20 protein-coding genes are annotated in these 21,288 nt (G+C 70.1%); 4 read left to right on the forward strand and 16 right to left on the reverse strand.

Translation table 11 applies throughout. The features are described 5' to 3' along the window. Positions 1-18 precede the first annotated feature (18 nt). The 5 genes from cgtA to ACFO6Q_RS18395 form a co-directional block, all read right to left on the reverse strand. Positions 19-1,065 carry an Obg family GTPase CgtA gene (cgtA, locus tag ACFO6Q_RS18375; protein WP_380022579.1) on the reverse strand — a complete coding sequence of 349 codons (1,047 nt, stop codon included), beginning with the start codon at positions 1,063-1,065 and terminating at the stop codon, positions 19-21. A 235-nt stretch (positions 1,066-1,300) separates the two neighbouring features. Beyond that, on the reverse strand, positions 1,301-1,558 hold the full coding sequence (gene rpmA / locus ACFO6Q_RS18380; RefSeq protein ID WP_380022580.1) for a 50S ribosomal protein L27: 258 nt from the start codon (positions 1,556-1,558) through the stop codon (positions 1,301-1,303). Between the two features lie 11 nt (positions 1,559-1,569). Next, entirely contained in the window at positions 1,570-1,890 is a 321-nt protein-coding gene (rplU, locus tag ACFO6Q_RS18385) for a 50S ribosomal protein L21 (RefSeq protein WP_380022581.1), read from the reverse strand. Positions 1,891-2,002: 112 nt separating this feature from the next. Continuing rightward, positions 2,003-3,658: a trypsin-like peptidase domain-containing protein gene (locus ACFO6Q_RS18390; RefSeq protein WP_380022582.1), complete on the reverse strand. Its 1,656-nt coding sequence runs from the start codon at positions 3,656-3,658 to the stop codon at positions 2,003-2,005. A 169-nt stretch (positions 3,659-3,827) separates the two neighbouring features. After that, a complete protein-coding gene (locus ACFO6Q_RS18395) occupies positions 3,828-5,483 on the reverse strand; it encodes a trypsin-like serine peptidase (protein ID WP_380022583.1) in 1,656 nt (551 codons plus the stop codon). 131 nt (positions 5,484-5,614) lie between these two features. On the opposite strand from ACFO6Q_RS18395, the gene uvrA reads away from it, so the two are divergent. Both uvrA and ACFO6Q_RS18405 read left to right on the forward strand, forming a co-directional pair. Then, positions 5,615-8,485, forward strand: coding sequence for an excinuclease ABC subunit UvrA (uvrA, locus tag ACFO6Q_RS18400; RefSeq protein WP_380022584.1), 2,871 nt, complete (start codon positions 5,615-5,617; stop codon positions 8,483-8,485). Then, on the forward strand, positions 8,482-9,018 hold the full coding sequence (locus ACFO6Q_RS18405) for an acyl-CoA thioesterase (RefSeq protein ID WP_380022585.1): 537 nt from the start codon (positions 8,482-8,484) through the stop codon (positions 9,016-9,018). Before uvrA ends, ACFO6Q_RS18405 begins: the two co-directional genes overlap by 4 nt. On the opposite strand, the gene ACFO6Q_RS18410 is transcribed toward ACFO6Q_RS18405, so the two are convergent. Next, positions 9,012-9,485 (reverse strand): copper chaperone PCu(A)C, encoded by a 474-nt coding sequence (locus ACFO6Q_RS18410; RefSeq protein ID WP_380022586.1) that lies wholly within the window; start codon positions 9,483-9,485, stop codon positions 9,012-9,014. The two genes, ACFO6Q_RS18405 and ACFO6Q_RS18410, sit on opposite strands and share 7 nt — an antisense overlap. 61 nt (positions 9,486-9,546) lie before the next feature. Between ACFO6Q_RS18410 and ACFO6Q_RS18415 the strand changes: the two genes are divergently transcribed. Continuing rightward, entirely contained in the window at positions 9,547-10,965 is a 1,419-nt protein-coding gene (locus tag ACFO6Q_RS18415) for a DUF4139 domain-containing protein (protein ID WP_380022587.1), read from the forward strand. A gap of 94 nt (positions 10,966-11,059) precedes the next feature. Next, positions 11,060-11,815, forward strand: coding sequence for an enoyl-CoA hydratase/isomerase family protein (locus ACFO6Q_RS18420; RefSeq protein ID WP_380022588.1), 756 nt, complete (start codon positions 11,060-11,062; stop codon positions 11,813-11,815). Between the two features lie 10 nt (positions 11,816-11,825). Here the strand turns inward: ACFO6Q_RS18420 and ACFO6Q_RS18425 are convergent, their stop codons facing one another. The 10 genes from ACFO6Q_RS18425 to ACFO6Q_RS18470 form a co-directional block, all read right to left on the reverse strand. Next, entirely contained in the window at positions 11,826-12,677 is an 852-nt protein-coding gene (locus ACFO6Q_RS18425; protein ID WP_380022589.1) for a sulfurtransferase, read from the reverse strand. Then, positions 12,674-13,300: a CoA pyrophosphatase gene (locus ACFO6Q_RS18430; RefSeq protein ID WP_380022590.1), complete on the reverse strand. Its 627-nt coding sequence runs from the start codon at positions 13,298-13,300 to the stop codon at positions 12,674-12,676. Before ACFO6Q_RS18430 ends, ACFO6Q_RS18425 begins: the two co-directional genes overlap by 4 nt. Next, on the reverse strand, positions 13,297-13,488 hold the full coding sequence (locus ACFO6Q_RS18435; protein WP_380022591.1) for a DUF1289 domain-containing protein: 192 nt from the start codon (positions 13,486-13,488) through the stop codon (positions 13,297-13,299). The genes ACFO6Q_RS18430 and ACFO6Q_RS18435 overlap by 4 nt, the downstream gene beginning before the upstream one ends. Positions 13,489-13,603: 115 nt before the next feature. Beyond that, entirely contained in the window at positions 13,604-14,254 is a 651-nt protein-coding gene (locus tag ACFO6Q_RS18440) for an FKBP-type peptidyl-prolyl cis-trans isomerase N-terminal domain-containing protein (protein WP_380022592.1), read from the reverse strand. Positions 14,255-14,445: 191 nt separating this feature from the next. After that, on the reverse strand, positions 14,446-14,949 hold the full coding sequence (locus ACFO6Q_RS18445) for a metallophosphoesterase family protein (RefSeq protein ID WP_380022593.1): 504 nt from the start codon (positions 14,947-14,949) through the stop codon (positions 14,446-14,448). A gap of 10 nt (positions 14,950-14,959) precedes the next feature. Beyond that, a complete protein-coding gene (locus ACFO6Q_RS18450) occupies positions 14,960-15,817 on the reverse strand; it encodes a DUF1684 domain-containing protein (protein WP_380022594.1) in 858 nt (285 codons plus the stop codon). 194 nt (positions 15,818-16,011) lie between these two features. Beyond that, positions 16,012-17,838: a DNA mismatch repair endonuclease MutL gene (mutL, locus tag ACFO6Q_RS18455; protein WP_380022595.1), complete on the reverse strand. Its 1,827-nt coding sequence runs from the start codon at positions 17,836-17,838 to the stop codon at positions 16,012-16,014. A 32-nt stretch (positions 17,839-17,870) separates the two neighbouring features. After that, positions 17,871-19,208 carry an N-acetylmuramoyl-L-alanine amidase gene (locus tag ACFO6Q_RS18460; protein WP_380022596.1) on the reverse strand — a complete coding sequence of 446 codons (1,338 nt, stop codon included), beginning with the start codon at positions 19,206-19,208 and terminating at the stop codon, positions 17,871-17,873. 112 nt (positions 19,209-19,320) lie between these two features. After that, positions 19,321-19,791 carry a tRNA (adenosine(37)-N6)-threonylcarbamoyltransferase complex ATPase subunit type 1 TsaE gene (gene tsaE / locus ACFO6Q_RS18465; RefSeq protein ID WP_380022597.1) on the reverse strand — a complete coding sequence of 157 codons (471 nt, stop codon included), beginning with the start codon at positions 19,789-19,791 and terminating at the stop codon, positions 19,321-19,323. Next, on the reverse strand, positions 19,788-21,278 hold the full coding sequence (locus ACFO6Q_RS18470) for an NAD(P)H-hydrate dehydratase (RefSeq protein ID WP_380022598.1): 1,491 nt from the start codon (positions 21,276-21,278) through the stop codon (positions 19,788-19,790). The genes tsaE and ACFO6Q_RS18470 overlap by 4 nt, the downstream gene beginning before the upstream one ends. Positions 21,279-21,288: the final 10 nt, after the last annotated feature.

The raw sequence follows: 21,288 nt of genomic DNA on the forward strand, positions 1-21,288 counted from the left end.
GCGCCACGGCGCGAAGCCTCACGCACCCTGCTCCGCCGCTTCGGCTGCGGCGAGCTTCTGCTCGTCGAAGAAGCGCTGGATGTCCAGGCACAGCGGCCAAGTGCCCTCGCGCGCGATCGCCGAGATCAGATACCAGGGCTGCTTCCACTTCAGCTTGCGCACGATCGCCTTGGCCGCCTTCTCACGGTCTTCCGGCGCGAGCAGGTCCATCTTGTTGAAGACCAGCCAGCGCGGCTTGTGCAGCAGCTCGCGATCGAATTCCGCCAGCTCCTTCTCGATCGCGCGGATTTCCTCGACCGGGTCGGTGGTTCCCTCGAACGGCGCGACGTCGACGACGTGCAGCAGCAGCCGCGTGCGCGCCAGATGCTTGAGGAACTGGATGCCCAGGCCCGCGCCGTCGGCGGCGCCCTCGATCAGGCCGGGGATGTCGGCGATCACGAAGCTGCGATCGGTCTCTATGCGCACCACGCCCAGATGCGGCTGCAAGGTCGTGAACGGATAATCGGCGACCTTCGGCGTGGCCGCCGAGACCGCGCGGATCAGGGTCGACTTGCCGGCGTTCGGGAAGCCGAGCAGGCCGACGTCGGCCAGCACCTTCAGCTCGAGCTTGAGTTCGCGCTCCTCGCCGGGGCTGCCCGGCGTCGCCTTGCGCGGCGAGCGGTTCACCGAACTCTTGAAGTGCATGTTGCCCAGGCCGCCGTGGCCGCCCTGCGCGACCAGCAGGCGCCGGCCGTGGTCGGCCAGGTCGCCTATCTGCTCGTCCGTCGCCGTGTTGATCACGACGGTGCCGACCGGCACGCGGATGACCAGATCCTCTCCGCTCTTGCCGGCCATCTGCCGGCCCATGCCGTTCTCGCCGCGCTGCGCGCGGAATTTGCGCTCGTGGCGGAAGTCGACCAGCGTGTTGATGCCTTCGTCGGCGACCAGCCAGACGCTGCCACCACTGCCGCCGTCGCCGCCGTCCGGACCGCCGAACGGGATGAATTTTTCGCGCCGGAAGCCGACGCAGCCGTTGCCGCCGTTGCCGGCGTGAACTTCGATGATGGCTTCGTCGACGAATTTCACTGGAGAGGAGCCGTGTTTGGGGATGAGGGGATGGAGGGATGGGGGATTCGCAACAGCTTAGGGGCTCGAGACGTTCGCGCAAGCCGTCCCATCCTGACGGCGGCCAGGGACCGTTTCGGGGAGGAAATCGGCCTTCGCCGTTGCGGATCCTGATTTCCCGTCGCGCAAGCCCGGCCCTTCAAACGAAAAGCCCCGCCAGAAGCGGGGCTTTCGCGACACTGTCGGCGGAACCGGGTCAGCCCGGGATCACGCTGACCGTCTTGCGCGCGAGCGGGCCCTTGGCCTTGAACTCGACCGTGCCGTCCACGGTGGCGTAGATCGTGTGGTCGCGGCCGAGGCCGACGCCCTTGCCCGGGTGGAAGCGCGTGCCGCGCTGGCGGACGATGATGTTGCCGGCTTCGACGGCCTGGCCGCCGAACACCTTCACGCCGAGGTACTTCGGGTTCGAATCGCGACCGTTGCGGGTTGAGCCGCCTGCCTTTTTATGTGCCATTGCCGTGCTCCTTACTTGCCCGCGCCGGTGATGCCGACGATCTCGATTTCGGTGTAATGCTGACGATGTCCCGTCTCCTTGCGGTGGTGCTTGCGGCGACGGAACTTGACGATGCGGATCTTCTCCGCGCGGCCGTGCTTGACGACCTTGGCCGTGACCAGCGCTCCGGCGACGGTCGGCGCGCCGACGGTGACGCCGTCGCCTTCTCCGACCAGCAGGACCTGATCCAGCTTCACTTCGTCGCCGACGTCGGCGACGAGCTTCTCCACGCGCAGGGTTTCGCCCTGCGCCACGCGGTACTGACGACCGCCGGTGACGATGATTGCGTACATGGAAATCTGCCTTCTGTAGTTATTCTGGAAACCGCACCCTGCGGCCCGAGGGCCACAGGGGACCGCGAATTGTAGGGAGGTCGGCGCGCAAAATCAATGCCGATTCCGCGACTTACTGCCCTTCGAAGCCGCTCGTGAACACGCGATCGTACAGATACCGGCTCACCCGCGGGTAGGTCCGGCTGAAGGCCCCGTCCACGGTCGCGACGCCGTTCGGATCGCAGGGGTTGGGCGGACCCGGCGGCGAATAGGCCGCGCCGGTCAGCTGGCCGACGAAGCGCACCGAACCGTCGTTCAGCAACAGCAGGGCCGGCCCGCCGCTGCTGCCGCCGGCGGTGGCGCCGGCCCAGTCCTCGCTGGACGAGGCCAGCCCGGAGTAGAGGAAACGCGGCTCGGGCAGGTCCGAAGCGTGCGGAAGACCGGAGTTGCTGCCGAACCGTGCGCGACGGTAGCTGAACACCAGCGGCGAGCCTGCCGGATGGCCCATGTGCATCACCGAGGCGCCTTCCGGAAACGGATCCGCCGTCCAGCCCAGCAAGGTCGCGCCGCCGGCCGGAAATCCCGACAGCCGCAGGAAGGTGAAATCCGTCGAGTCCGACGTCGCTCCGGTCGCGATCAGGGTGGCGCCGTTGACGCGCGGCAGGCTGCCGAGCGTGGGACAGGTGCCGTTGCAGGCGCTGGTGCGGTACTTGAAGAACGCTTCGAGCGAACTGGCCGAGGCCTGGGTCGAGAAACAGTGGTTGGCCGTCATGAAGTACGGCTGCTGCGGCGTGCCGCCGGACTGCGCGAGGTAGGCACCGGTGCAGATGTAGCTGCTGCCGCCCTCGACGAACTGCAGGTGCGCGATGGCATTCGAAGGCCCCGCCAGGCCGGCGTTGGTGTCGATCCAGCACACCGCGTTCTGCGCACAGTCGGGCACCTGGACGCCGCAGAAGCCGGTGTCCGAGGGCGACGGACCGACCGCGTAGCGCTCGCGGATCCGGTCCTGCAGCGGCCCCACGCGCGCGCCCAGGTGCATGACCCGCGCGATCGTGAAGCGGCTGGCGGCCAGAGCGGCGGGGGTCTGCGCGCGCAGATGCACGCGCAGCGTGTCGCCGAACACGGACGGGCTCCAGAACGCTCCGCTGCCGTCGGGGCCGCCTCGCGTGAACGGACCCCAGACCTGGCCGTCCTCGTTGTAGACGTAGAGATCGACACCCGCGGCGAGGGCGAGACCGGTGAACTCCACGCGCAGCGCCCTGGCGCCGTCCGAGGCCAGCGCCGTCTCCCAGACCAGGATGCCCTGGTCCGTACGACCGACGATGCCGCCCTGCGAGGCGAGGCCTCCGGATGGCAGCCGCGAGATGTCGACGGCGGAGAACTCGACCACCTGGTCGAGCGCCAGCGCCGTACCGACCTTCGGCCTCGTCTCGTGCTGCATGTCGCCCTCGATCTCGGCCTTCTGCTGCGGCGACAGCGCGAGGACCGGGGCCGCCGGCACCGCCACGGCGGAGCGCTCACCCAGGATGCGATCGAACGCGGCGCGCTCGCGCGCCTGGGTCACGGCCTCCTCTTCCGCCGCGCCGGGCGGACTGGCGGCGCCGTCGATCGCGAGAGCGTCCGGCGACAGCGTGGTCGTCGTCGAAGCGAGCGAGGCGAGGCGAGGCGGCGGCGCCGCCGGACAGGCGGCGGGGCCTGTGGGCAGCACGCCCCCGGCGGCGAGCGCCACGACCGGCGATGCGAGCGTGACGAGAGCGGCGACGAACAGACGTCGGCAACGATGAATCATGCGGTTTCCTCCCTGCTGCGTTCCCGGCGTGCGAGCACGCGCCGGCGGCACAACGCTAGGGCGGCCGTCCCAATCCGCCCTGAACGCCGGGAGACACTTCACCGGCTTCCGACGGATTCTTTACGCCTCTCCAACAACCACGAAAATCGCACGCGCGCGGAGCGGACGTTCAATCGAAGCCGTCCGCGTAGATGCGCTCGACCAGGAAACGCTGCAGGTACGGATAGGCGGCGCGGAACGAGCCGTCGATGGTCGAGTCCGCGTTCGCGTCGCAGACGTCCCCGCCGGACGGGCAATGGCCGAACAGCTGGCCGACCACCTGCACGTCGGAGAAGTCGTCGAGGAAGCTCAGCGCGGCCGAACCGCTGCTGCCGGAGCTGACCGCGCCGACCGCGTCCGGCGGATTGCTGGTCGGCAGTGACAGCCCCGAATAGAGAAAGGTCGGCTCCGGCGCGTCCGTGCAATGCGGCAGGCTCGCATTGTTCAGGCGCGAGCGACGGTAGCTGTAGGCCAGCGGGGCGCCGTCGGGATGCCCCAGATGCATCAGATACCAGCCATCGCCGACCGTTTCCGTGGTCCAGCCCAGGCGCATCAATCCAGCGCCGGCCGGCAGCGGCGACAGCCGCAGCAGGGTGAAATCCGGCTGCGTCGGCGCGGCGCCGGTGGTCAGCAACGTCGATCCGTCGACCTGCACCGTGTCGAAGCTGCAGTTGCTGCCCCCGTCGCTGCACGACGTCGTGCGGTAGTGGAAAAATGCCTGCAGGCTGGTCGCGCTCGCCTGGTTGTCGATGCAATGGTTGGCGGTCAGCAGGTACGGCGGGCGGCCGGCGGCCGTGCTTGCGGGGGCATCCGGCCCCTCGAACACCGTGTTCAGCAGGGTGCCGGTGCAGATGAAGTCATCGTTGCCGTCCGCAAACTGCAGATACGCGATGCCCTTGGTCGCATTCTCCAGACCGGGGTTGGTCTCCAGCGCGCACATGCCGTCGACCCAGCAGGTCGGCACCGGCACGCCACAGAAGCCGCCGCCGTTCGGCACGGGACCTGTGACGTAGCGCTGGGCTTCCGCCTCGGCGATGCGATAGCGCGAGCCGAAGTGCATCGCCTGCGCCAGCTCGAAGCGGGCCGCCTTCAACGCCTCGGCGTCGGCAGCGCGCAGGTGCACGCGCACGCGATCGCCGAACACCGCTTCGCTCCAGAAGTCGCCGCGGCCGTCCGGCCCGGCGCCGGCATACGGTCCGACGACGCGCCCGGCTTCGTTGTAGACGTACAACTCCACGCCCGGGCCGAGATCCACGCCCCGGAAGCGCAGGCGCAGCGCGCTCGCGTGGTCGGAGACGATCTGCGTTTCCCAGGTCGCCGCATCCGGGCCCGCGCGCAGCAGGCCGTTCTCGTACGCGACTTCGGCGACCGTCGCCGGAACGGTGCCGAGGTGCGAGAAGTCGACGTTGCGGCCGACTGCGAGCGCCGTGCCGACGTGCAGCCGGCCCCGGTCCGCGCTCCGCTCGATCGCCTCGATCTGCTGCGGCGTGATCGGCGCGACGGGCGTCGGCGGAGACGCTCCGGTCGGGCGCTCGGCCAGGATGCGTTCGAACGTGCGCCGTTCGGCTTCGCGCCGCTGCGCGGCGGCCTGCGGGTCGTACGGCCCGGTGCTTTCCGAACCCACGCTGATGCCGTCGCCGTGGCGCACGGGACGCGCGACCGGCGCCGCCGCGAGCGCCGCGACGGCCGCCGGCGAGGACACCACCGGACAGCTCGCGCCGGCATCGGCCAGCGCCGGAGAAGATTGCAGCAGCAGGACGGCCGCCCAGGCCGCAACCGGATTCATACGCGAAATTCTCGGCATCGACGCTCCCCGACGGCTCGTTCGTCCGGCGCACGCGCGCAGGACCGCAGCGTGGAATCTTCGCGGAGATCGCCCGGTTGTTATAGTTAGGGTTTCCCCCATGTTCCGGCGTCATGGACACGATACGCATCCGCGGCGCGCGCACGCACAACCTCAAGAACATCGATCTCGATCTGCCGCGCGACAAGCTGATCGTGATCACCGGCCTGTCCGGCTCGGGCAAGTCCTCGCTCGCGTTCGACACGATCTACGCCGAAGGCCAGCGCCGCTACGTCGAGTCGCTCTCGGCCTACGCGCGGCAGTTCCTGTCGGTGATGGAGAAGCCGGACGTCGACCACATCGAAGGCCTGTCGCCGGCGATCTCCATCGAGCAGAAGTCGACCTCGCACAACCCGCGCTCGACCGTCGGCACGATCACCGAGGTCTACGACTACCTGCGCCTGCTGTTCGCGCGCGTAGGCACGCCGCGCTGCCCGGACCACGGCATTCCGCTGGAAGCGCAGACGGTCAGCCAGATGGTCGACGCCGCGCTCGCGCTGGACGCCGAGAAGCGCTGGGCGCTGCTGGCGCCGGTGGTGCGCGAGCGCAAGGGCGAGCACGTGCAGGTGTTCGAGCAGCTGCGCGCGCAGGGCTTCGTGCGCGCTCGCGTCGACGGCGTCGTGCACGAGCTGGACGCGGTGCCGCCGCTGGCGCTGCGGCAGAAGCACACGATCGAGGTGGTGGTCGACCGCTTCCGTCCGCGCGAGGACATCAAGCAGCGCCTGGCCGAGTCGTTCGAGACCGCACTGCGCCTGGGCGAAGGCATCGCCCTGCTGGTCGACCACGACGATCCGAAGGCCGCCGCGATCACGTTCTCGTCGCGCTTCTCCTGCCCGATCTGCGACTACTCGCTGCCGGAACTCGAGCCGCGCCTGTTCTCGTTCAACTCGCCGATCGGCGCCTGCCCGGAATGCGACGGCCTCGGCGTGACGCAGTTCTTCGACCCGGCGCGCGTCGTCGTGCATCCGCAGCTCAGTCTCGCCGCCGGCGCGATCCGCAGCTGGGACCGGCGCAATCCGTACTATTTCCAGCTGATCCAGGCGCTGGCCAAGCACTACAAGTTCGACGTCGACACGCCGTGGCACGACCTGCCCGAGGCGACGCGCCACCACGTGCTGTTCGGCTCCGGCAACGAGGCGGTCACCTTCCGCTACACGCCCGGCAATGCCAGCGGCGCGGTCACGCGCAAGCATCCGTTCGAGGGCATCGTGCACAACCTCGAACGCCGCTACAAGGAAACCGAGTCGCCGGCGGTGCGCGAGGAACTGGCCAAGTTCATCTCCTCGCGCCCCTGCCCCGACTGCGGCGGCCAGCGTCTGAACCGCAGCGCGCGCAACGTGTTCGTCGGCGACCGCAACCTGCCGGTGCTGACCGCGCTGCCGATCGAGCAGAGCCTGGCCTTCTTCAAGACGCTGAAGCTGGCCGGCTGGCGCGGCGAGATCGCCGCCAAGATCGTCAAGGAGATCCGCGAGCGTCTGCACTTCCTCGTCGACGTCGGCCTCGACTACCTGACCCTGGACCGGCAGGCCGATTCGTTGTCCGGCGGCGAGGCGCAGCGCATCCGCCTCGCCTCGCAGATCGGCGCCGGCCTGGTCGGCGTGATGTACGTGCTCGACGAGCCGTCGATCGGCCTGCACCAACGCGACAACGAGCGCCTGCTCGGCACGCTGAACCGCCTGCGCGATCTCGGCAACACGGTCCTGGTCGTCGAGCACGACGAGGACGCGATCCGCCTGGCCGACTACGTCGTCGACATCGGCCCCGGCGCCGGCGTGCACGGCGGCGAAGTCGTCGCGCAGGGCGATCTGGCGGCGATCCTCAAATCCAAGCGTTCGCTGACCGGGCAGTACCTCTCCGGCGCGCGCCGCATCGAGATTCCCAAGCAGCGCCGCAAGGCCGATCCGGAAAGGACGCTGAAGATCCTCGGCGCCAGCGGCAACAACCTCAAGGACGTCGACCTGGAAATCCCGGCCGGGCTGTTCACCTGCGTGACCGGCGTGTCGGGCTCGGGCAAGTCCACGCTGATCAACGACACCCTGTTCCGCCACACCGCCGCCGAACTCAACGGCGCGAACGAGAAGCCGGCGCCGTTCCGCGCGATCGAAGGGCTCGACCTGTTCGACAAGGTCGTCGACATCGACCAGTCGCCGATCGGCCGCACGCCGCGCTCGAACCCGGCCACCTACACGGGCCTGTTCACGCCGCTGCGCGAGCTGTTCTCGCAGGTGCCCGAGGCGCGCTCGCGCGGCTACGGCCCGGGCCGCTTCAGCTTCAACGTCAAGGGCGGACGCTGCGAGGCCTGCGAGGGCGACGGCCTGATCAAGGTCGAGATGCACTTCCTGCCGGACGTGTACGTGCCGTGCGACGTCTGCCACGGCAAGCGCTACAACCGCGAGACGCTGGAAGTCACCTACAAGGGCCACACCATCGCCGACGTCCTCGACATGACCGTCGAGGACGCGTTCAAGCTGTTCGAGCCCGTGCCCGTGCTCGCGCGCAAGCTCGAAACGCTGATGCACGTCGGCCTGACCTACATCAAGCTCGGCCAGAGCGCGACCACGCTGTCCGGCGGCGAGGCGCAGCGCGTCAAGCTGTCGCGCGAGCTCTCCAAGCGCGACACCGGCCGCACGCTGTACATCCTCGACGAACCGACCACCGGCCTGCACTTCCACGACATCGAGCAGCTGCTGAAGGTGCTGCATCGCCTCGCCGACGACGGCAACACCGTGGTCGTGATCGAGCACAACCTCGACGTGATCAAGACCGCCGACTGGATCGTCGACCTCGGCCCCGACGGCGGCGAGCGCGGCGGCACCATCATCGCCACCGGCACGCCGGAGCAGATCGCCAAGACGCCCGGTTCGCACACCGGACATTTCCTCGCGCGCAGCCTCGGCGTCGACGCGCCCAAGCCGCGCTCGCGCAACCGCAAGGAAGCCGCTTGAACCCGCCACGCCAGCCCGCCCGCCGCTCCGGCCGCACGAAGAAACCCGCTCCTTCCACGCTGCCGGCCGCGGCCGAAACGCCGGCGCCGGTCGCGCCGCCGGCCTGGACGCCGATGGCCAGCGTGCCGCTGGCCGTGCGCTGGGGCGATCTGGACGCCTTCAACCACGTCAACAACGCGGCCTTCCTCGTCTACGTGCAGGAGGCGCGCCTGGCCTGGCTGGCGGCGATCGACGGCACCTGGTTCGACGAGACGATGATGCCGGTGGTCGCCGCCGCGACGATGAACTACCGCCGCCAGCTGACCTGGCCGGCCGGGATCGTCGTCGAGCTCGCGGCGACGCGCGTCGGCAACTCCTCGCTGACCATCGCGCATCGCGTGGTGGCCGCTGGCGATCGCGACTGCGTGTATGCCGACGGCGAGGTGGTGATGGTCTGGATCGATCCTTCCAGCGGACGTTCCGTGCCGCTGCCGGCGGCGATCCGCTCGGCGTGCCGGCCGGCCGAGCCCGTCGCGGAGGCGGCGGCTCAGTGATGCCGGTGGGCGTCGGCGCCTTCGTCGTCCGCTGAGTCCGGCGCGAGAACCTCGAACACCGTTTCCAGGCGCGTGCCGTCTCCGAGCAGGAAACGCACCTCGACCTTGTCGCCGGCGTGCACTTCGTGGCGCGGCTGCATCAGCATCAGGTGCCTGCCGCCCGGCTCCAACGCGACCGAAGCGCCCGGCGCGAGATCGAGCCGATGCACCTCGCGCATCCTCGAAACGCCGTCCGCGACGACGGTCTCGTGCAGGGAAGCCATGCGAAACGTGTCGCTCTGCACCGTCAGCACGCTGAGCGGCTCGTCGCCGGCGTTCTCCAGCCGCGCGTAGCCGGCCAGCATCGTCGCCTGCGGCGGCGCTTCGCGGATCCACGCGTCGCTGACCACGAGGCGTCCCGCGGCCTGTGCGCCGCCCGCCGCAGCGAACAGCCCGAGCGCGGCGAGACAGGTTGACAGTCGACGCATGGCATCCTCCGGAGTGATCGCTATGATAGTCGCAACTTTCGCCCGCAACCGGAATGCGACCATGCGTCACTCCCTGCTCGCTCTCGCCATGACCGCCATCGCCACTACCGCCGCAGCCGCCGATCCCGCCCTGACGATCTACCGCAGCGACGGCGACGCGCTGTTCGAGGCCGGCAATGCGCCGGTCGCCGACGGTCACGCGATCGTGCACGAACAACGCAGCCTGCAGCTCGCCGGCGGCCGCCAGACCGTCGTCGTCGGCGGCCTGCCGACGATGCTCGACACCGAGGCCGTCGCGATCGACCTCGGCGGTGCCGGCCGCGTCCTGGCGCAGCGCGTGCTCTCCGCCGGCGACGGCGGCGCGCTCGCCGCGCACCGCGGCGAGCGCATCCGCCTCAGCACCGGCGACGGCCGCGTCGTGGCCGAAGGCGTGCTGGTCGCGCTGGACGGCGGCAACCTCGGCGTGCGCGGCGACGACGGCCAGGTGCGCTACGTGCGCGACTACGCCACCGCGCAGTTCCCCGACAGCACCGGCCTGCCCGGCAGCACGCTGCAGGTGGCCGTCGACGGCAAGGCCGGCACGGCGCCGGCGACGCTGACCTACCCGACCAGCGGCCTCGGCTGGCGCGCGGCGTATTCGGCGCTGCTGCTCGAGGGCGACTGCAAGCTGCGCCTCGACGCACTCGCCACCATCGCCAACCGCAGCGGCCGCGATTTCCCCAACGCAAAGCTCAAGCTCGTCGCCGGCGCGCCCAATTTCGCCAAGGGCGGCGGACCGCGCATGTACATGGCCAAGTCGATGGCGGCGGCGGACGCGCCCGAGATGCTGCCCGAGCAGTCCTCGCTCGGCGACTACCGCAGCTACGCCGTCGACGGCAGCCTCGATCTTCCCGACGCCAGCGTGACCCAGGTCCCGCTGTACAGCAGCCGCGAGCTGCCGTGCGAACGCCGCTGGCTGTTCGAGAACGGCGGCGCCTGGTTCCCGCCCAAGCCCCTGCTGCAGCCGGAAGCCGTCGCCGACGGCGGCGGCCCGGTCAGCAGCCAGCTGCACTTTGCTGCGGCCGAGAACCTGCCCAGCGGCAACCTGCGCGTGCTCACGCGCGACAAGGACGGCCGCACGGAACTGCTCGGCGAGAACCGCATCGGCGACGTGGCCAAGGGACGCGACGTGAACGTCGGCCTGGGCGTGGCGTTCGACCTGTCCGCCGCGCGCGAGCGCAGCGCGTTCAGCGTCGACAAGGCCGCGCGCGACATGAACGAAGGCTTCCGCATCACCCTGACCAATTCCGGCGAAACCGCGCGCACGGTCACCGTGCGCGAGCATCCGAACCGCTGGCGCGGCTGGAGCCTGATCTCGTCGAGCCAGAAGCCCGACAGGCAGACGCCGGACACGCTGGAGTTCCGCGTCGCGGTCCCGGCCGGCGGCAAGGCCACGCTCGACTACGCCGTGCGCTACACGTGGACGGCGGCGGACGACTGAAGACACGCATTCCCGCTGACCCATCTTCGTATCCGCGACGCCTGGCGCGCGGATCGCACCCGCTCCGCCTCCCATTTTCGACTACGGACTCGCCATGCTCGACCTGATCCGCCACGACACGATCCTCGAACTCAACATGGCGCACCCGCCGGTCAACGCGCTCGGCGAGCAGCTGGTGCGCCGCCTGCGTGAAGCGGTCGAGGCCGCGCAGACCGACGGCACGCGCGCGCTGCTGCTGTCGGGCCGGACCGGCCTGTTCTCGGCCGGACTCGACATCCCCGCCCTGCTGCAGCTCGACCGCGCCGCGATGCGCGCGTTCTGGAACGAGTTCTTCGGCCTGTGCGGTGCCATCGCGCGCTCGTCGGTGCCGTTCGTCTCGGCGATCACCGGTCACAGCCCCGCCGGCGGCGCGGTGCTGGCGATCATGGGCGACTACCGCGTGATGGCGCGCGGCGCGTACAAGATCGGGCTCAACGAAGTGCAGGTCGGCCTGTCGGTGCCCGAACCGATCCAGATCGCGCTGCGCCGGCTCGTCGGCACGTATCGCGCCGAACGCCTGCTCGTCGCCGGTGCGATGATCGACCCGGAAACGGCGCATGCGGTCGGCTTCGTCGACGAACTCGCCGAGCCGGACCAGGTGGTCGCGCGCGCGCTGGAATGGCTGGGCGAGCTGCGCAAGCTCCCTGCGCATTCGATGCTCGAAACGCGCCGCCTCGCCCGCGCCGATCTGGCCGCGGTGTTCGCCGATCCCGAAAAACTCGGCATCGAAGGCTTCCTCGACGGCTGGTTCGCGCCGGAAACTCAGGCTGTGCTGAAGGCGCTGGTCGCGCGGCTGAAGTCGAAGGGCTGACGCGCGCGGATCAGCCGCGCGTCACCGGCCGCGTACGATCGGCGATCCATCCGCTCCACGACGGGGCGAACACGCGCGAGCCGGACAGGCCGGCGTGTTCCATCGCGAGCAGGTTGTGGCAGGCGGTGACGCCCGAGCCGCACATGTGCACGACCTCGCGCGCGTCGCGGCCGCCGAGCAGGGCCACGAATTCGCCGCGCAGTTCGGCGGGCGCCTTGAAGCGTCCCGCCGCATCGAGATTGTCCGAGAACGCGCGGTTGACCGCGCCGGGCACGTGGCCGGCGACCGGATCGATCGGCTCGACCTCGCCGCGGAAACGCGGCGCGGCGCGCGCGTCGAGCAGCAGCGCGCTGCGCTCGGCGAGACGTTCCTGCAGTTCGGCGAACCACACCACCGCGTCGCGGTCGAGCGCGACGTCCGCCTGCGACGGATCGCGCGCGACAAGGCCCGATTCGATTGGCAGTCCGGCCGCGCGCCACGCGGCGAAACCGCCGTCGAGCACGGCGACGCGTTCGTGTCCGGCCAGGCGCAGCAGCCACCACGCACGCGCCGCGGCGAGGGCGCCATTCGCGTCGTCGTAGACCACGACGTCGACGTCCGGGCGCCAACCCCAGCGCGAAAGCGCGGCCGAGAACGCCGCATCGTCCGGCAGCGGATGGCGGCCCAGGCCCGGCTTGCCGAGGTCGGAAAGATCGCGGTCCAGGTGCGCGTAGCGCGCGCCCGGCACGTGCACCGCGGCGTAGTCGCGCTCGCCCTTGCCGCTGTCGGAGAGGTCGAAGCGCGCGTCCAGGATCAGCACCTCGCCGCGCGTTCGCAGGGCCTCGAGTTCGGCGGCGGAAACCAGCGTGTGCGGCATCGTCATGCGGCGTGTTCCAGTCGGTCGAGCAGGTTCTTGAGGATCGCCGCGGTGGCGCCCCAGATGCGGTGGCTCTGCCATTGGATGGCGAAGATGTCGCGTTCGAGGCCGTTCCACAGGAACGCCTCGCGATGCAGGTGGCCCGGCTCGAGGATGTAGGCCAGCGGCACTTCGAACGCCTCGTCCACCTCGTGCTCGTCCAGCCGCAGCGAATAGCCGCCGTCGACGAAGCCGGCGACCGGCGTCACGTGATAACCGGACACGGTGGCGAGCACGTCGAGGTAGCCGAACGGTTCGACCAGATCCGGCGCGATGCCGGTTTCCTCGTCGGTTTCGCGCAGCGCGGCGGCGACGACGTCGCGATCGCCGGCTTCCACGCCGCCGCCGGGAAAGCTGATCTGCCCGGCATGGTTGCGCAGGTGCGCGGTGCGGCGCGTGAACAGCACCGACAACGTGTCGGCGCGGCGCACAAACGGCACCAGCACGGCAGCCGCGCGCACCGGCGGAGGCACCGGCAGATTGGCCAGTTCCTCCGCGTTCCACGCACCGGTGCGCGGCGGATCGTCCAGGCCGCGCACGGCGCGCCGCAGGCGGGCGACGTCGGAATTCTCGCCCGTCGTCCCGCTCACGGGCGCCCGGCCTCGCGCTGCGGCAGCACTTCCTCGACGATGCGCCGGCGCTCGGCCTCGCCCATCGCGATCCAGCGCGCGATCTCGTCGCCGCTGCGCAGGCAGCCCTCGCAATAGCCGTCCGTGCCGAGATGGCAGATGCCGATGCACGGGCTGAGGATCGGTGGCGGATGCGGGATCGTCGTCATGTGTCCAAAAGCAAACGCCGCGTCGGAACGCGGCGTCTGCGGTTCATCGCTGGGTTCCATCGGATTGCGGCGTCGCGCCGCGCTCCATGCGGAACGCGACGACGCCGTCCGGACGTCACTTCACGTCGATGATCTTGATTTCCCAGATGAAGACCTGGTTGCCGGACGCCGGATCCGGCGGCAGGAAGATCTGCCAGTGGTCGCCGACCTTCATGCGCTGGATCACTTCCGGCAGCACCTTGGTGCCGAAGATGTTCTGCATCTCGGACACCTTCGCCTTCACCGGCTCGCCGACGAAGGAGCTGCGGATCTCGCGGCCGCTGGTCAGCGAAACGCGCACGTGGAACGTGACTTCGTTACCCGGACCGATCGTCTTGCCGTTGCCGTCCTCGATCGCGCGGTACTGCACGCCGTTGGGCAGCACCGTCACGCCCTTCTTCGACTTGTTCTCGGCCATGAACTGGTCGGCCTGGCGCTTGTTGTCGCCCAGCGCCTTGTCCGCCTCGGCCTTCATCTTGGCGTCGAGCTTGGCCAGCGCGTCCTTCATCGCCGCTTCCGGCACGGCCGGCGGCTTCTTGCCGAACGCGTCCTGGATCGCGCGGGTGACGGTGTTGATGTCGACTTCCATGCCACGGTCGGCCAGACCGGAGCCGATCTGGTAGCCGATCGCGTACGAAACCTTGCCCTTGTCGGACGTGGTGTCCTGCGCGAACGCCGAGCCAGTAGTGAGCAGCGCCGCAAGGGCGAGTGACCAACCGAACTTCATGCCTGATGCCTCCGGGGTGAATGCCTGATCGGGTCCGGCCCGTGACGGGAGCCGGCCGCAAAAAACGCGCTAGTGTAACCGAGCCCCGCTGCGGGCCAAAGCGGCCGCTTTGGGAGCGCGCCGGGCGCCGAAAGTTCGCGCCGACCGTCGGCCATCATGCCGCCCGCGGCTGAACCGCAGCCGAGTCCGGCTCAGCGAGGGAACCGGACCGCCTCCACCGTCCACGATTTCGCGGCGGCGTGCAGCAGCAGGCCGCTCGGCCCACCGAACGTGCGTGCGCGGCCAGCCGCGCCGGGATTCAAGACCCATGGCCGCTCGCCGTCGTCGACGCCGAGACGGTGGCTGTGGCCGTAGACGACCGCCCGCGCGCCCGGGAACGCCGCACGCAGCAGCGCGTGCCGGCGCGCAACGGCGAAGCGGTCGCCGTGCGTGGCCGCGAGCACGCCGCCGGGCAGGTCGATTTCCACCGACTCCCCGAGCGTCTGCAGTTCCTGCAGGTCCGCGCAGGCCCATTTCGACGCCACGTCGTTGTTGCCGCGCACCGCGATCACGCGCGGGCACGCGCGGCGCAGCCGCTCGAGCACCTGCGCCGAGCCGACGTCGCCGGCGTGCACGACGAGCGCGGCTTCGCGTGCCAGGGCCTCGATGCGTGCGTCGAGAACGCCGTGCGTGTCGGAGACCAGCAGGACACGCACGGCGCAAGGATCAGTGATGTCCGCCGCGATACTTCTTCTCGCCGGCCTGGATCGTCAGGTCGAGACGGTTCTCCGGCGGCGCCAGCGGGCACGTCGCGTGCGGCGTGAACGCGCACGGCGGGTTGTAGGCCTTGTTGAAGTCGATGACGACCTTGCCGTCCTTGGGCATGTCGGCGTAGAGGAAGCGGCCCGCGCCGTAGGTCTCCTTGCCGCTGGTGCGATCGGCGAAGATGAAGAACAGCTCCTTGGCGTCCTTCTCCTCGAGCACCGGCAGCAGTTCGTACTTCTTGCCGTCGCGCTCGAACACCGCCTTGCCGGGCACCGGCATCTTGTCGACCGTGCCGAGCACGGTCGGCACGTCGAGCGTGTGCGGCGGCTGGTACGCCTCCCATTTCGCCTCGATGCGCCAGGCCGGAGCGATCGGGTAGTTGTCGATGCCGACGAAGTCCTTGCGCGTCTGCGCGTCGGAGTCCTTCACGCGCAGGCCCTTCTTGCCGTTGCGGTCGATCAGATAGAAGCTCGCCGTGCCGAACGCGACCGTGGTCGGCTTCTCGTGGCTGTCGTCGAGCAGCACGGCGGATTTCGACTTGCCGCCGTCGATCGTCGCGTCGGCCTTCGCGTCGAGCTCGATCGTCGCCTTGCCGTCCTTGAGCAAGACCGCGCCCAGGTGCGCCGGTCCCTTGGCGAGCACGACGTCGTTGTCCTTCGCGCTGCCGACGGTGTTCCTGCCGTCCTTGAGCCAGTGCAGGCCGATCAGGCTCAGCCAACCATTCGGCGACTTCAGCCGCTCGACGCGCTGCGCACGCCAGGTCTCGATCTGCTTGGTGTAGTCGGCGGGCGCCTTGCCGCCTTCGACCTTGGCTGACATCAGTTGCACTCCGGCAAAGCTCGCGGCGAGCAGAAGACTGGTCTTGAGCATCGTGAATCCTTGGGGATGTGAGAAACAAACATGATGGGAGCGACGGCCACGGGTAGAGTTTTTCGAAACCGATACCTCGACAAACCGACGCACCCGACCGAACCGCAGCGATCCCGAACGCGGACCGACCGCAAACCTTCCAATCACCTTCCGCGCAGGAAAAGACGATCCAGCTCGGAGATGCCCAGCTGCACCCAGGTCGGCCGTCCGTGGTTGCACTGGCCGGAGCGCTCGGTCGCCTCCATTTCGCGCAGCAGCGCATTCATTTCTGGCAGGCTCAGGCGACGGTTGGCGCGCACCGAACCGTGACAGGCCATCGTGCTGAGAATCTCGTTGCCGCTCTCCTCGACGCGCCGCGACTGCCCGTGCACGGCGAAGTCGGCGATGACGTCGCGCACCAGCCGGGCGACGTCGGCGCCGTCGAGCAGTACCGGAATGCGCCGCACCGCGACGCTCTGCGGACCGCTGCGCGCGACGTCGAAGCCGAGTTCGGCGAAGCGCGCCGCCTGCTCCTCGACCACGCCCGCCTCGCGCTCGCTGACGGCCAGCGTCAGCGGCACCAGCAGCATCTGCGAACGGATGCCCGAGCCCTCCTGTGCCGTCTTGAGCTTCTCGTAGGTGATGCGCTCGTGCGCGGCGTGCATGTCCACCAGCACCAGGCCGTGGGCGTTCTCGGCCAGCACGTAGATGCCGTGCAGCTGCGCCAGCGCGAAGCCCAGCGGCGGAATGTCCTGCGCGTCCGCGTTCGCAGCGGAGGCCGGCGCGTTACCGATCGCAAGACCCGCCCCGCCGGAAGCCTGTGGCAAGGCGCGCGATTCGCCGAACAGCGCCGCGTACTCGGCGAGGGGCTCGCGCACGCCCAGGCCGAGACCGCCCTGGCGCTGCGGCGAATAGCCGTAGGACGTCGACGCGGACGGCGCGAACGCCGGTGCCGCGGCGGCGGCGCCTGGCAGGTTCGCCGCGCTGCCGGCGCGCGCGCCGCCGAGCGCATCGTCGAGCGTGCGGTACAGGAAATCGTGCACGAGGCGGCCCTCGCGGAAGCGCACCTCGTGCTTGGCCGGATGCACGTTGACGTCGACCAGCGCCGGATCGAGTTCGAGAAACAGCACGAAACTCGGATGCCGGCCGTGGTAGAGCACGTCGGCGTACGCCTGACGCACCGCATGGGCGACGAGGCGGTCGCGCACGAGGCGGCCGTTGACGTGGAAGTACTGCTGGTCGGCCTGCGAGCGCGACGCGGTCGGCAGCCCGACCCAGCCGCGCAGGCGCAGGCCCGCCGCTTCGTGCTCGATGCGCAGGCTGTTGGCGAGGAATTCCTCGCCGAGCACGTCGCTGATGCGACGCGTCTCGTCGCCTTCCGTGCGCGCGGCGTGCAGCAGGCGAACGGGCTTGCCGTTGTGGCTCAACCGCAGCTCCACCGGTGCCCGCGCCAGTGCGATCGACTTGACCAGCTCGTCGATGTGGCCGAATTCGGTACGCTCGGCGCGCAGGAACTTGCGCCGCGCCGGCAGGTTGTAGAACAGGTCGCGGACCTCGACGTTGGTGCCCTGCGGATGCTGCGCCGGCGCCGGCGCGCGCGGCCTGCCGCCGTCGACCTCGATGCGCCACGCCGCCTCGGTTCCGCGCGCGCGCGAGGTCAGCGCGAAGCGCGAGACCGAAGCGATCGACGGCAGCGCCTCGCCGCGGAAGCCGAGCGTGCCGACACGCTCGAGGTCGTCGAAGCTGGCGATCTTGCTGGTCGCGTGTGCGGCGACCGCGAGCGGCAGGTCCTCGGCGTCGATGCCGCCGCCGTCGTCGCGGATGCGGATCAGGCGCGCACCGCCCTGCTCGATGTCGATCTCGATGCGCCGCGCGCCGGCGTCCAGGCTGTTCTCGACCAGCTCCTTGACCACCGACGCCGGCCGCTCGATGACCTCGCCGGCGGCGATCTGGTTGACGAGCTCGGGCGGAAGCGAACGGATGCGCGACATGTCAGTCGCGCATCATAGCCGAACGCGAAGGCTCAGCCGGAAGGCGGGATCTGCAGCACCTCGCCCGGCCGCACGCGCTCGTCGGCGAGCTCGTTGGCGGCGCGCAGCTGGGCGGTGGTCGTGCCGTGGCGTTCGGCGATCGCGCGCAGGGTGTCGCCGCGGTTGACGACGTAGCGCTGCGACTTGGCGCGCGCCTCGCGCGCACGATCGGCGTTCTGCGCGAACAGCGTGCCCGGCGGCGGCGTCGAGCGGAAATACTCGTTGACGCCGTCGAGGATCGCCCCGGCGAGCTTCTCGCGGTGCTCCGGACTCTTCAGGCGCGCTTCCTCGGCCGGATTGCTGATGAACGCGGTCTCGACCAGGATCGACGGCACGTCGGGCGAGCGCAGCACGACGAAGTTCGCCTTTTCGACGTAGTTGCGATGGGTCGGGCCGAGCTTGCGCAGCGCGCCGTGCACCTGCTCGGCGACCGAGACGCTGGCCCCCATCGTCGCGCCCTGCGACAGGTCGAGCAGCACCTTGGCCAGCATGTCGTCCTTGTCGTCGAGCGAGATGCCGCCGACGAGGTCGGCGCGGTTTTCGCGATCGGCCAGCCAGCGTGCAGCCTCGCTGGTCGCGCCGCGCGGCGACAGCACCCACACCGAAGAACCGCGCGCGTCGCTGCGTGTGAACGCGTCGGCGTGGATCGAGATGAACAGGTCCGCCTTCGCGTCGCGCGCCTTCAGGTAGCGCTTCTCGAGCGGAATGAAGTAGTCGGAGTCGCGGATCAGCACGCCGCTCATGCCCGGCGTGCGGTCGACCAGCTTCTTCAGCTGACGTGCGACGGCGAGCGTGATTTCCTTCTCGTGCGTGCCGGTGGCACCGGTCGCGCCCGGATCGTCGCCGCCGTGGCCGGCGTCGATGGCGATCACGACGTCGCGCGCCTTGCCCGGCGCGACGTCGACGACCGTCTTCACCGGCACCGCCTTGACCGCGGCCGGATACAGGTCGAGCACGAGGCGGTAGCCGAACTTGTCGGCCGGCGGCAGCAGGAAACTCTTGGGACGCACGCCGTCGGCGAGGTCGAACACCACGCGCGAATCGCTCTTGCCCTGCTTGCCGGCGCGCAGGCCCTTCAGCAATCCCTTGACGGCCGGCGCGCTGAAGCCGCTGCCCAGATCGCTGCCGCGGATGTCCAGCACGATGCGGTCGGGCTTGTTCAACTCGAACAGCTTGTAGTCGACCGGCCCGGATACGTCGAACACGGCGCGCGTGTATTCGGGGCCCGCCCAGATTCGCAAGCTCTTGATTTCAGAGGCGCAAGCCGTCGAAGTCCCGAGCAGCAGCGCGAAACCGGCGAGCAGCGAAGCTTGGATGCGAGGTCCCCACATGGCGCGTATTCAAATCGAAAGCGCCCGGAGAAAGCAAGCTTTTTCCTTGAAAATCCGAAACGTGCGAAGCTTTCGTGAATTTCCATTCAGGAATCGGCCCCAAGCGACCGATTCAGAAGCCGCCTTTCGAGATCCAGTCCGCCAGCCACGCGGCGCCGCGGGGACTGGCCGCCTCCGCCGCGAGCGAACGCCGCGCGGCCGAATGCGCCAGCCGCAGGACCAGGTCGGCCGGCGGCATCGCGCCGGCCCCGCGTTCAGGCCATTCGATCAGGACCAGGGACGCACCGCCCCACAGATCGGCGACGCCGAGCCATTCCAACTCGCCCGGATCGGCGAGCCGGTACAGGTCGAGATGGTGGACGTCGAGATCGCCGACGCGATAGGACTCGATCAGGCTGTACGTCGGACTCTTCACCCGCTCGCCGACGCCGAGCGCCTGCAGCAGGGCGCGCGCGAACGTGGTCTTGCCGGCGCCGAGTTCGCCGCGCAGGTGCACGATGCCGCCGTCGCGCAGGTGCGGCGCCAGCCGCCGGGCCGCGGCGACGAGTTGCGCTTCGTCGAGATCGGGAAGCACCGTGCTCATGCCTCGAAACGGTTGACGAGATGCCGCAGCGGCGCGAGCAGGTCGCCGGCGATCATGCCGCGCGGTGCATCCGCCGCTGCCAGGTCGCCGGCACGCGCGTGCAAGGCGACGCCGAAACGGGCGGCGTCCCACGCGGACAGCCCCTGCGCGAGCAGACCGGCGACGACGCCCGTGAGCAGGTCGCCCATGCCGCCCGAGGCCATGCCCGGGTTGCCCCAGCGGCAGACCGCGACGCGACCGTGCGCATCGGCGATCAGGCTGCCCGCCCCTTTCAGCACCGCGACCGCCGCGTAGCGCTGCGCGAGCGAGCGCACCGCAGCGTAGCGGTCGCGCTGGATCGTCGCGGTGTCGCATCCGAGCAGGCGGGCCGCCTCGCCCGGATGCGGCGTCAGCACCGTCGACGGCGGCAGCGCGCGCGGCGACCGGGCGAGCAGGTTCAGCGCATCGGCGTCGAGCAGCAGCGGCTTGCCGCAGTCCAGCGCCGCGTCGTACAGCGCTCGCCCCCACGGCGCCTGGCCGAGTCCGGGACCGATCGCCACCACGCTGGCGCGCGCGAGCAGCGGATCCAGGGCGGACCGGTCGTCGACGCCGCGCACCATCAGTTCCGGGCGCGCCGCGGAGGCGACGGCGACCTGCGCCGGCCGCGTCGCGACGCTGACCAGTCCCGCTCCCGTGCGCAACGCGGCCTCGCCGGCCAGGCGGATCGCGCCGCCCATGCCCTCGTCGCCGCCGATCGCCAGCACGTGCCCGTAGTGCCCCTTGTTGGCGTTGTCGCGGCGCGGCGCGAGAACGCCGGCGATCGACGCATCGAGCAGGTCGGCGTCGGCAGGGACGTCCTCGAAGGCCGCGAGCGGCACGTCGAGCGTGGCGAGTTCGCGCTCGCCGCAGGCCTCGGCGCCGTCGGCGGTGAACAGGCCGCGCTTCCAGGCGACGAAGACGACGGTCGCGTCGGCGCGCACGCAAGGGCCGAGCCGCGCGCCGGTATCGGCATCGAGGCCGGAAGGCACGTCGAGCGCGAGCACCGGACGGCGCGTCGCATCGAGCCTGGCGACCAGCGCCGCCGCGACGCCGTCGAGGGGACGGCTGAGTCCGATGCCGAACAGTCCGTCGACGCATACGTCGGCGTCGCCGAATTCGGCTGCCGCATCGGCGACGCGCACGCGCCCGCCGGCTCGATCGAACGCGGCGCGAGCCTGCGCCGCATCGCCGGTGGAACGGTCGGACAAGGCGAGCGCCTCGACCGCGAGCCCGTCGCGCAAGGCGAGCGTTCCGAGCAGGAGCGCGTCGCCGCCGTTGCCGCCTTCGCCGACCAGCAGCAGGACGCGCCGCGCCGCGGGCCAGCGCCGACGCAGCACGGCATAGGCGGCCGCCGCGGCGCGCTGCATCAGATCGAAGCCGGGAATGCCGAAGCGATCGATCGCATGGCGCTCCACGCGGCGCACCTGATCGGCGGTGTACAGCGATGTCGTGCGGGCGCCGTCGCTCATCGGACGATTA

Source organism: Dokdonella ginsengisoli, from assembly GCF_042652785.1.
Lineage (GTDB): Bacteria > Pseudomonadota > Gammaproteobacteria > Xanthomonadales > Rhodanobacteraceae > Dokdonella_A > Dokdonella_A ginsengisoli.

Coding starts and splice junctions, on each gene's coding strand:
- rpmA (WP_380022580.1), bottom strand. CDS start 1,558: ATGGCACATAAAAAGGCAGGCGGCTCAACCCGCAACGGTCGCGATTCG.
- rplU (WP_380022581.1), bottom strand. CDS start 1,890: ATGTACGCAATCATCGTCACCGGCGGTCGTCAGTACCGCGTGGCGCAG.
- ACFO6Q_RS18390 (WP_380022582.1), bottom strand. CDS start 3,658: ATGATTCATCGTTGCCGACGTCTGTTCGTCGCCGCTCTCGTCACGCTC.
- ACFO6Q_RS18395 (WP_380022583.1), bottom strand. CDS start 5,483: ATGAATCCGGTTGCGGCCTGGGCGGCCGTCCTGCTGCTGCAATCTTCT.
- uvrA (WP_380022584.1), top strand. CDS start 5,615: ATGGACACGATACGCATCCGCGGCGCGCGCACGCACAACCTCAAGAAC.
- ACFO6Q_RS18410 (WP_380022586.1), bottom strand. CDS start 9,485: ATGCGTCGACTGTCAACCTGTCTCGCCGCGCTCGGGCTGTTCGCTGCG.
- ACFO6Q_RS18415 (WP_380022587.1), top strand. CDS start 9,547: ATGCGTCACTCCCTGCTCGCTCTCGCCATGACCGCCATCGCCACTACC.
- ACFO6Q_RS18420 (WP_380022588.1), top strand. CDS start 11,060: ATGCTCGACCTGATCCGCCACGACACGATCCTCGAACTCAACATGGCG.
- ACFO6Q_RS18425 (WP_380022589.1), bottom strand. CDS start 12,677: ATGACGATGCCGCACACGCTGGTTTCCGCCGCCGAACTCGAGGCCCTG.
- ACFO6Q_RS18435 (WP_380022591.1), bottom strand. CDS start 13,488: ATGACGACGATCCCGCATCCGCCACCGATCCTCAGCCCGTGCATCGGC.
- ACFO6Q_RS18440 (WP_380022592.1), bottom strand. CDS start 14,254: ATGAAGTTCGGTTGGTCACTCGCCCTTGCGGCGCTGCTCACTACTGGC.
- ACFO6Q_RS18450 (WP_380022594.1), bottom strand. CDS start 15,817: ATGTCAGCCAAGGTCGAAGGCGGCAAGGCGCCCGCCGACTACACCAAG.
- mutL (WP_380022595.1), bottom strand. CDS start 17,838: ATGTCGCGCATCCGTTCGCTTCCGCCCGAGCTCGTCAACCAGATCGCC.
- ACFO6Q_RS18460 (WP_380022596.1), bottom strand. CDS start 19,208: ATGTGGGGACCTCGCATCCAAGCTTCGCTGCTCGCCGGTTTCGCGCTG.
- tsaE (WP_380022597.1), bottom strand. CDS start 19,791: ATGAGCACGGTGCTTCCCGATCTCGACGAAGCGCAACTCGTCGCCGCG.
- ACFO6Q_RS18470 (WP_380022598.1), bottom strand. CDS start 21,278: ATGAGCGACGGCGCCCGCACGACATCGCTGTACACCGCCGATCAGGTG.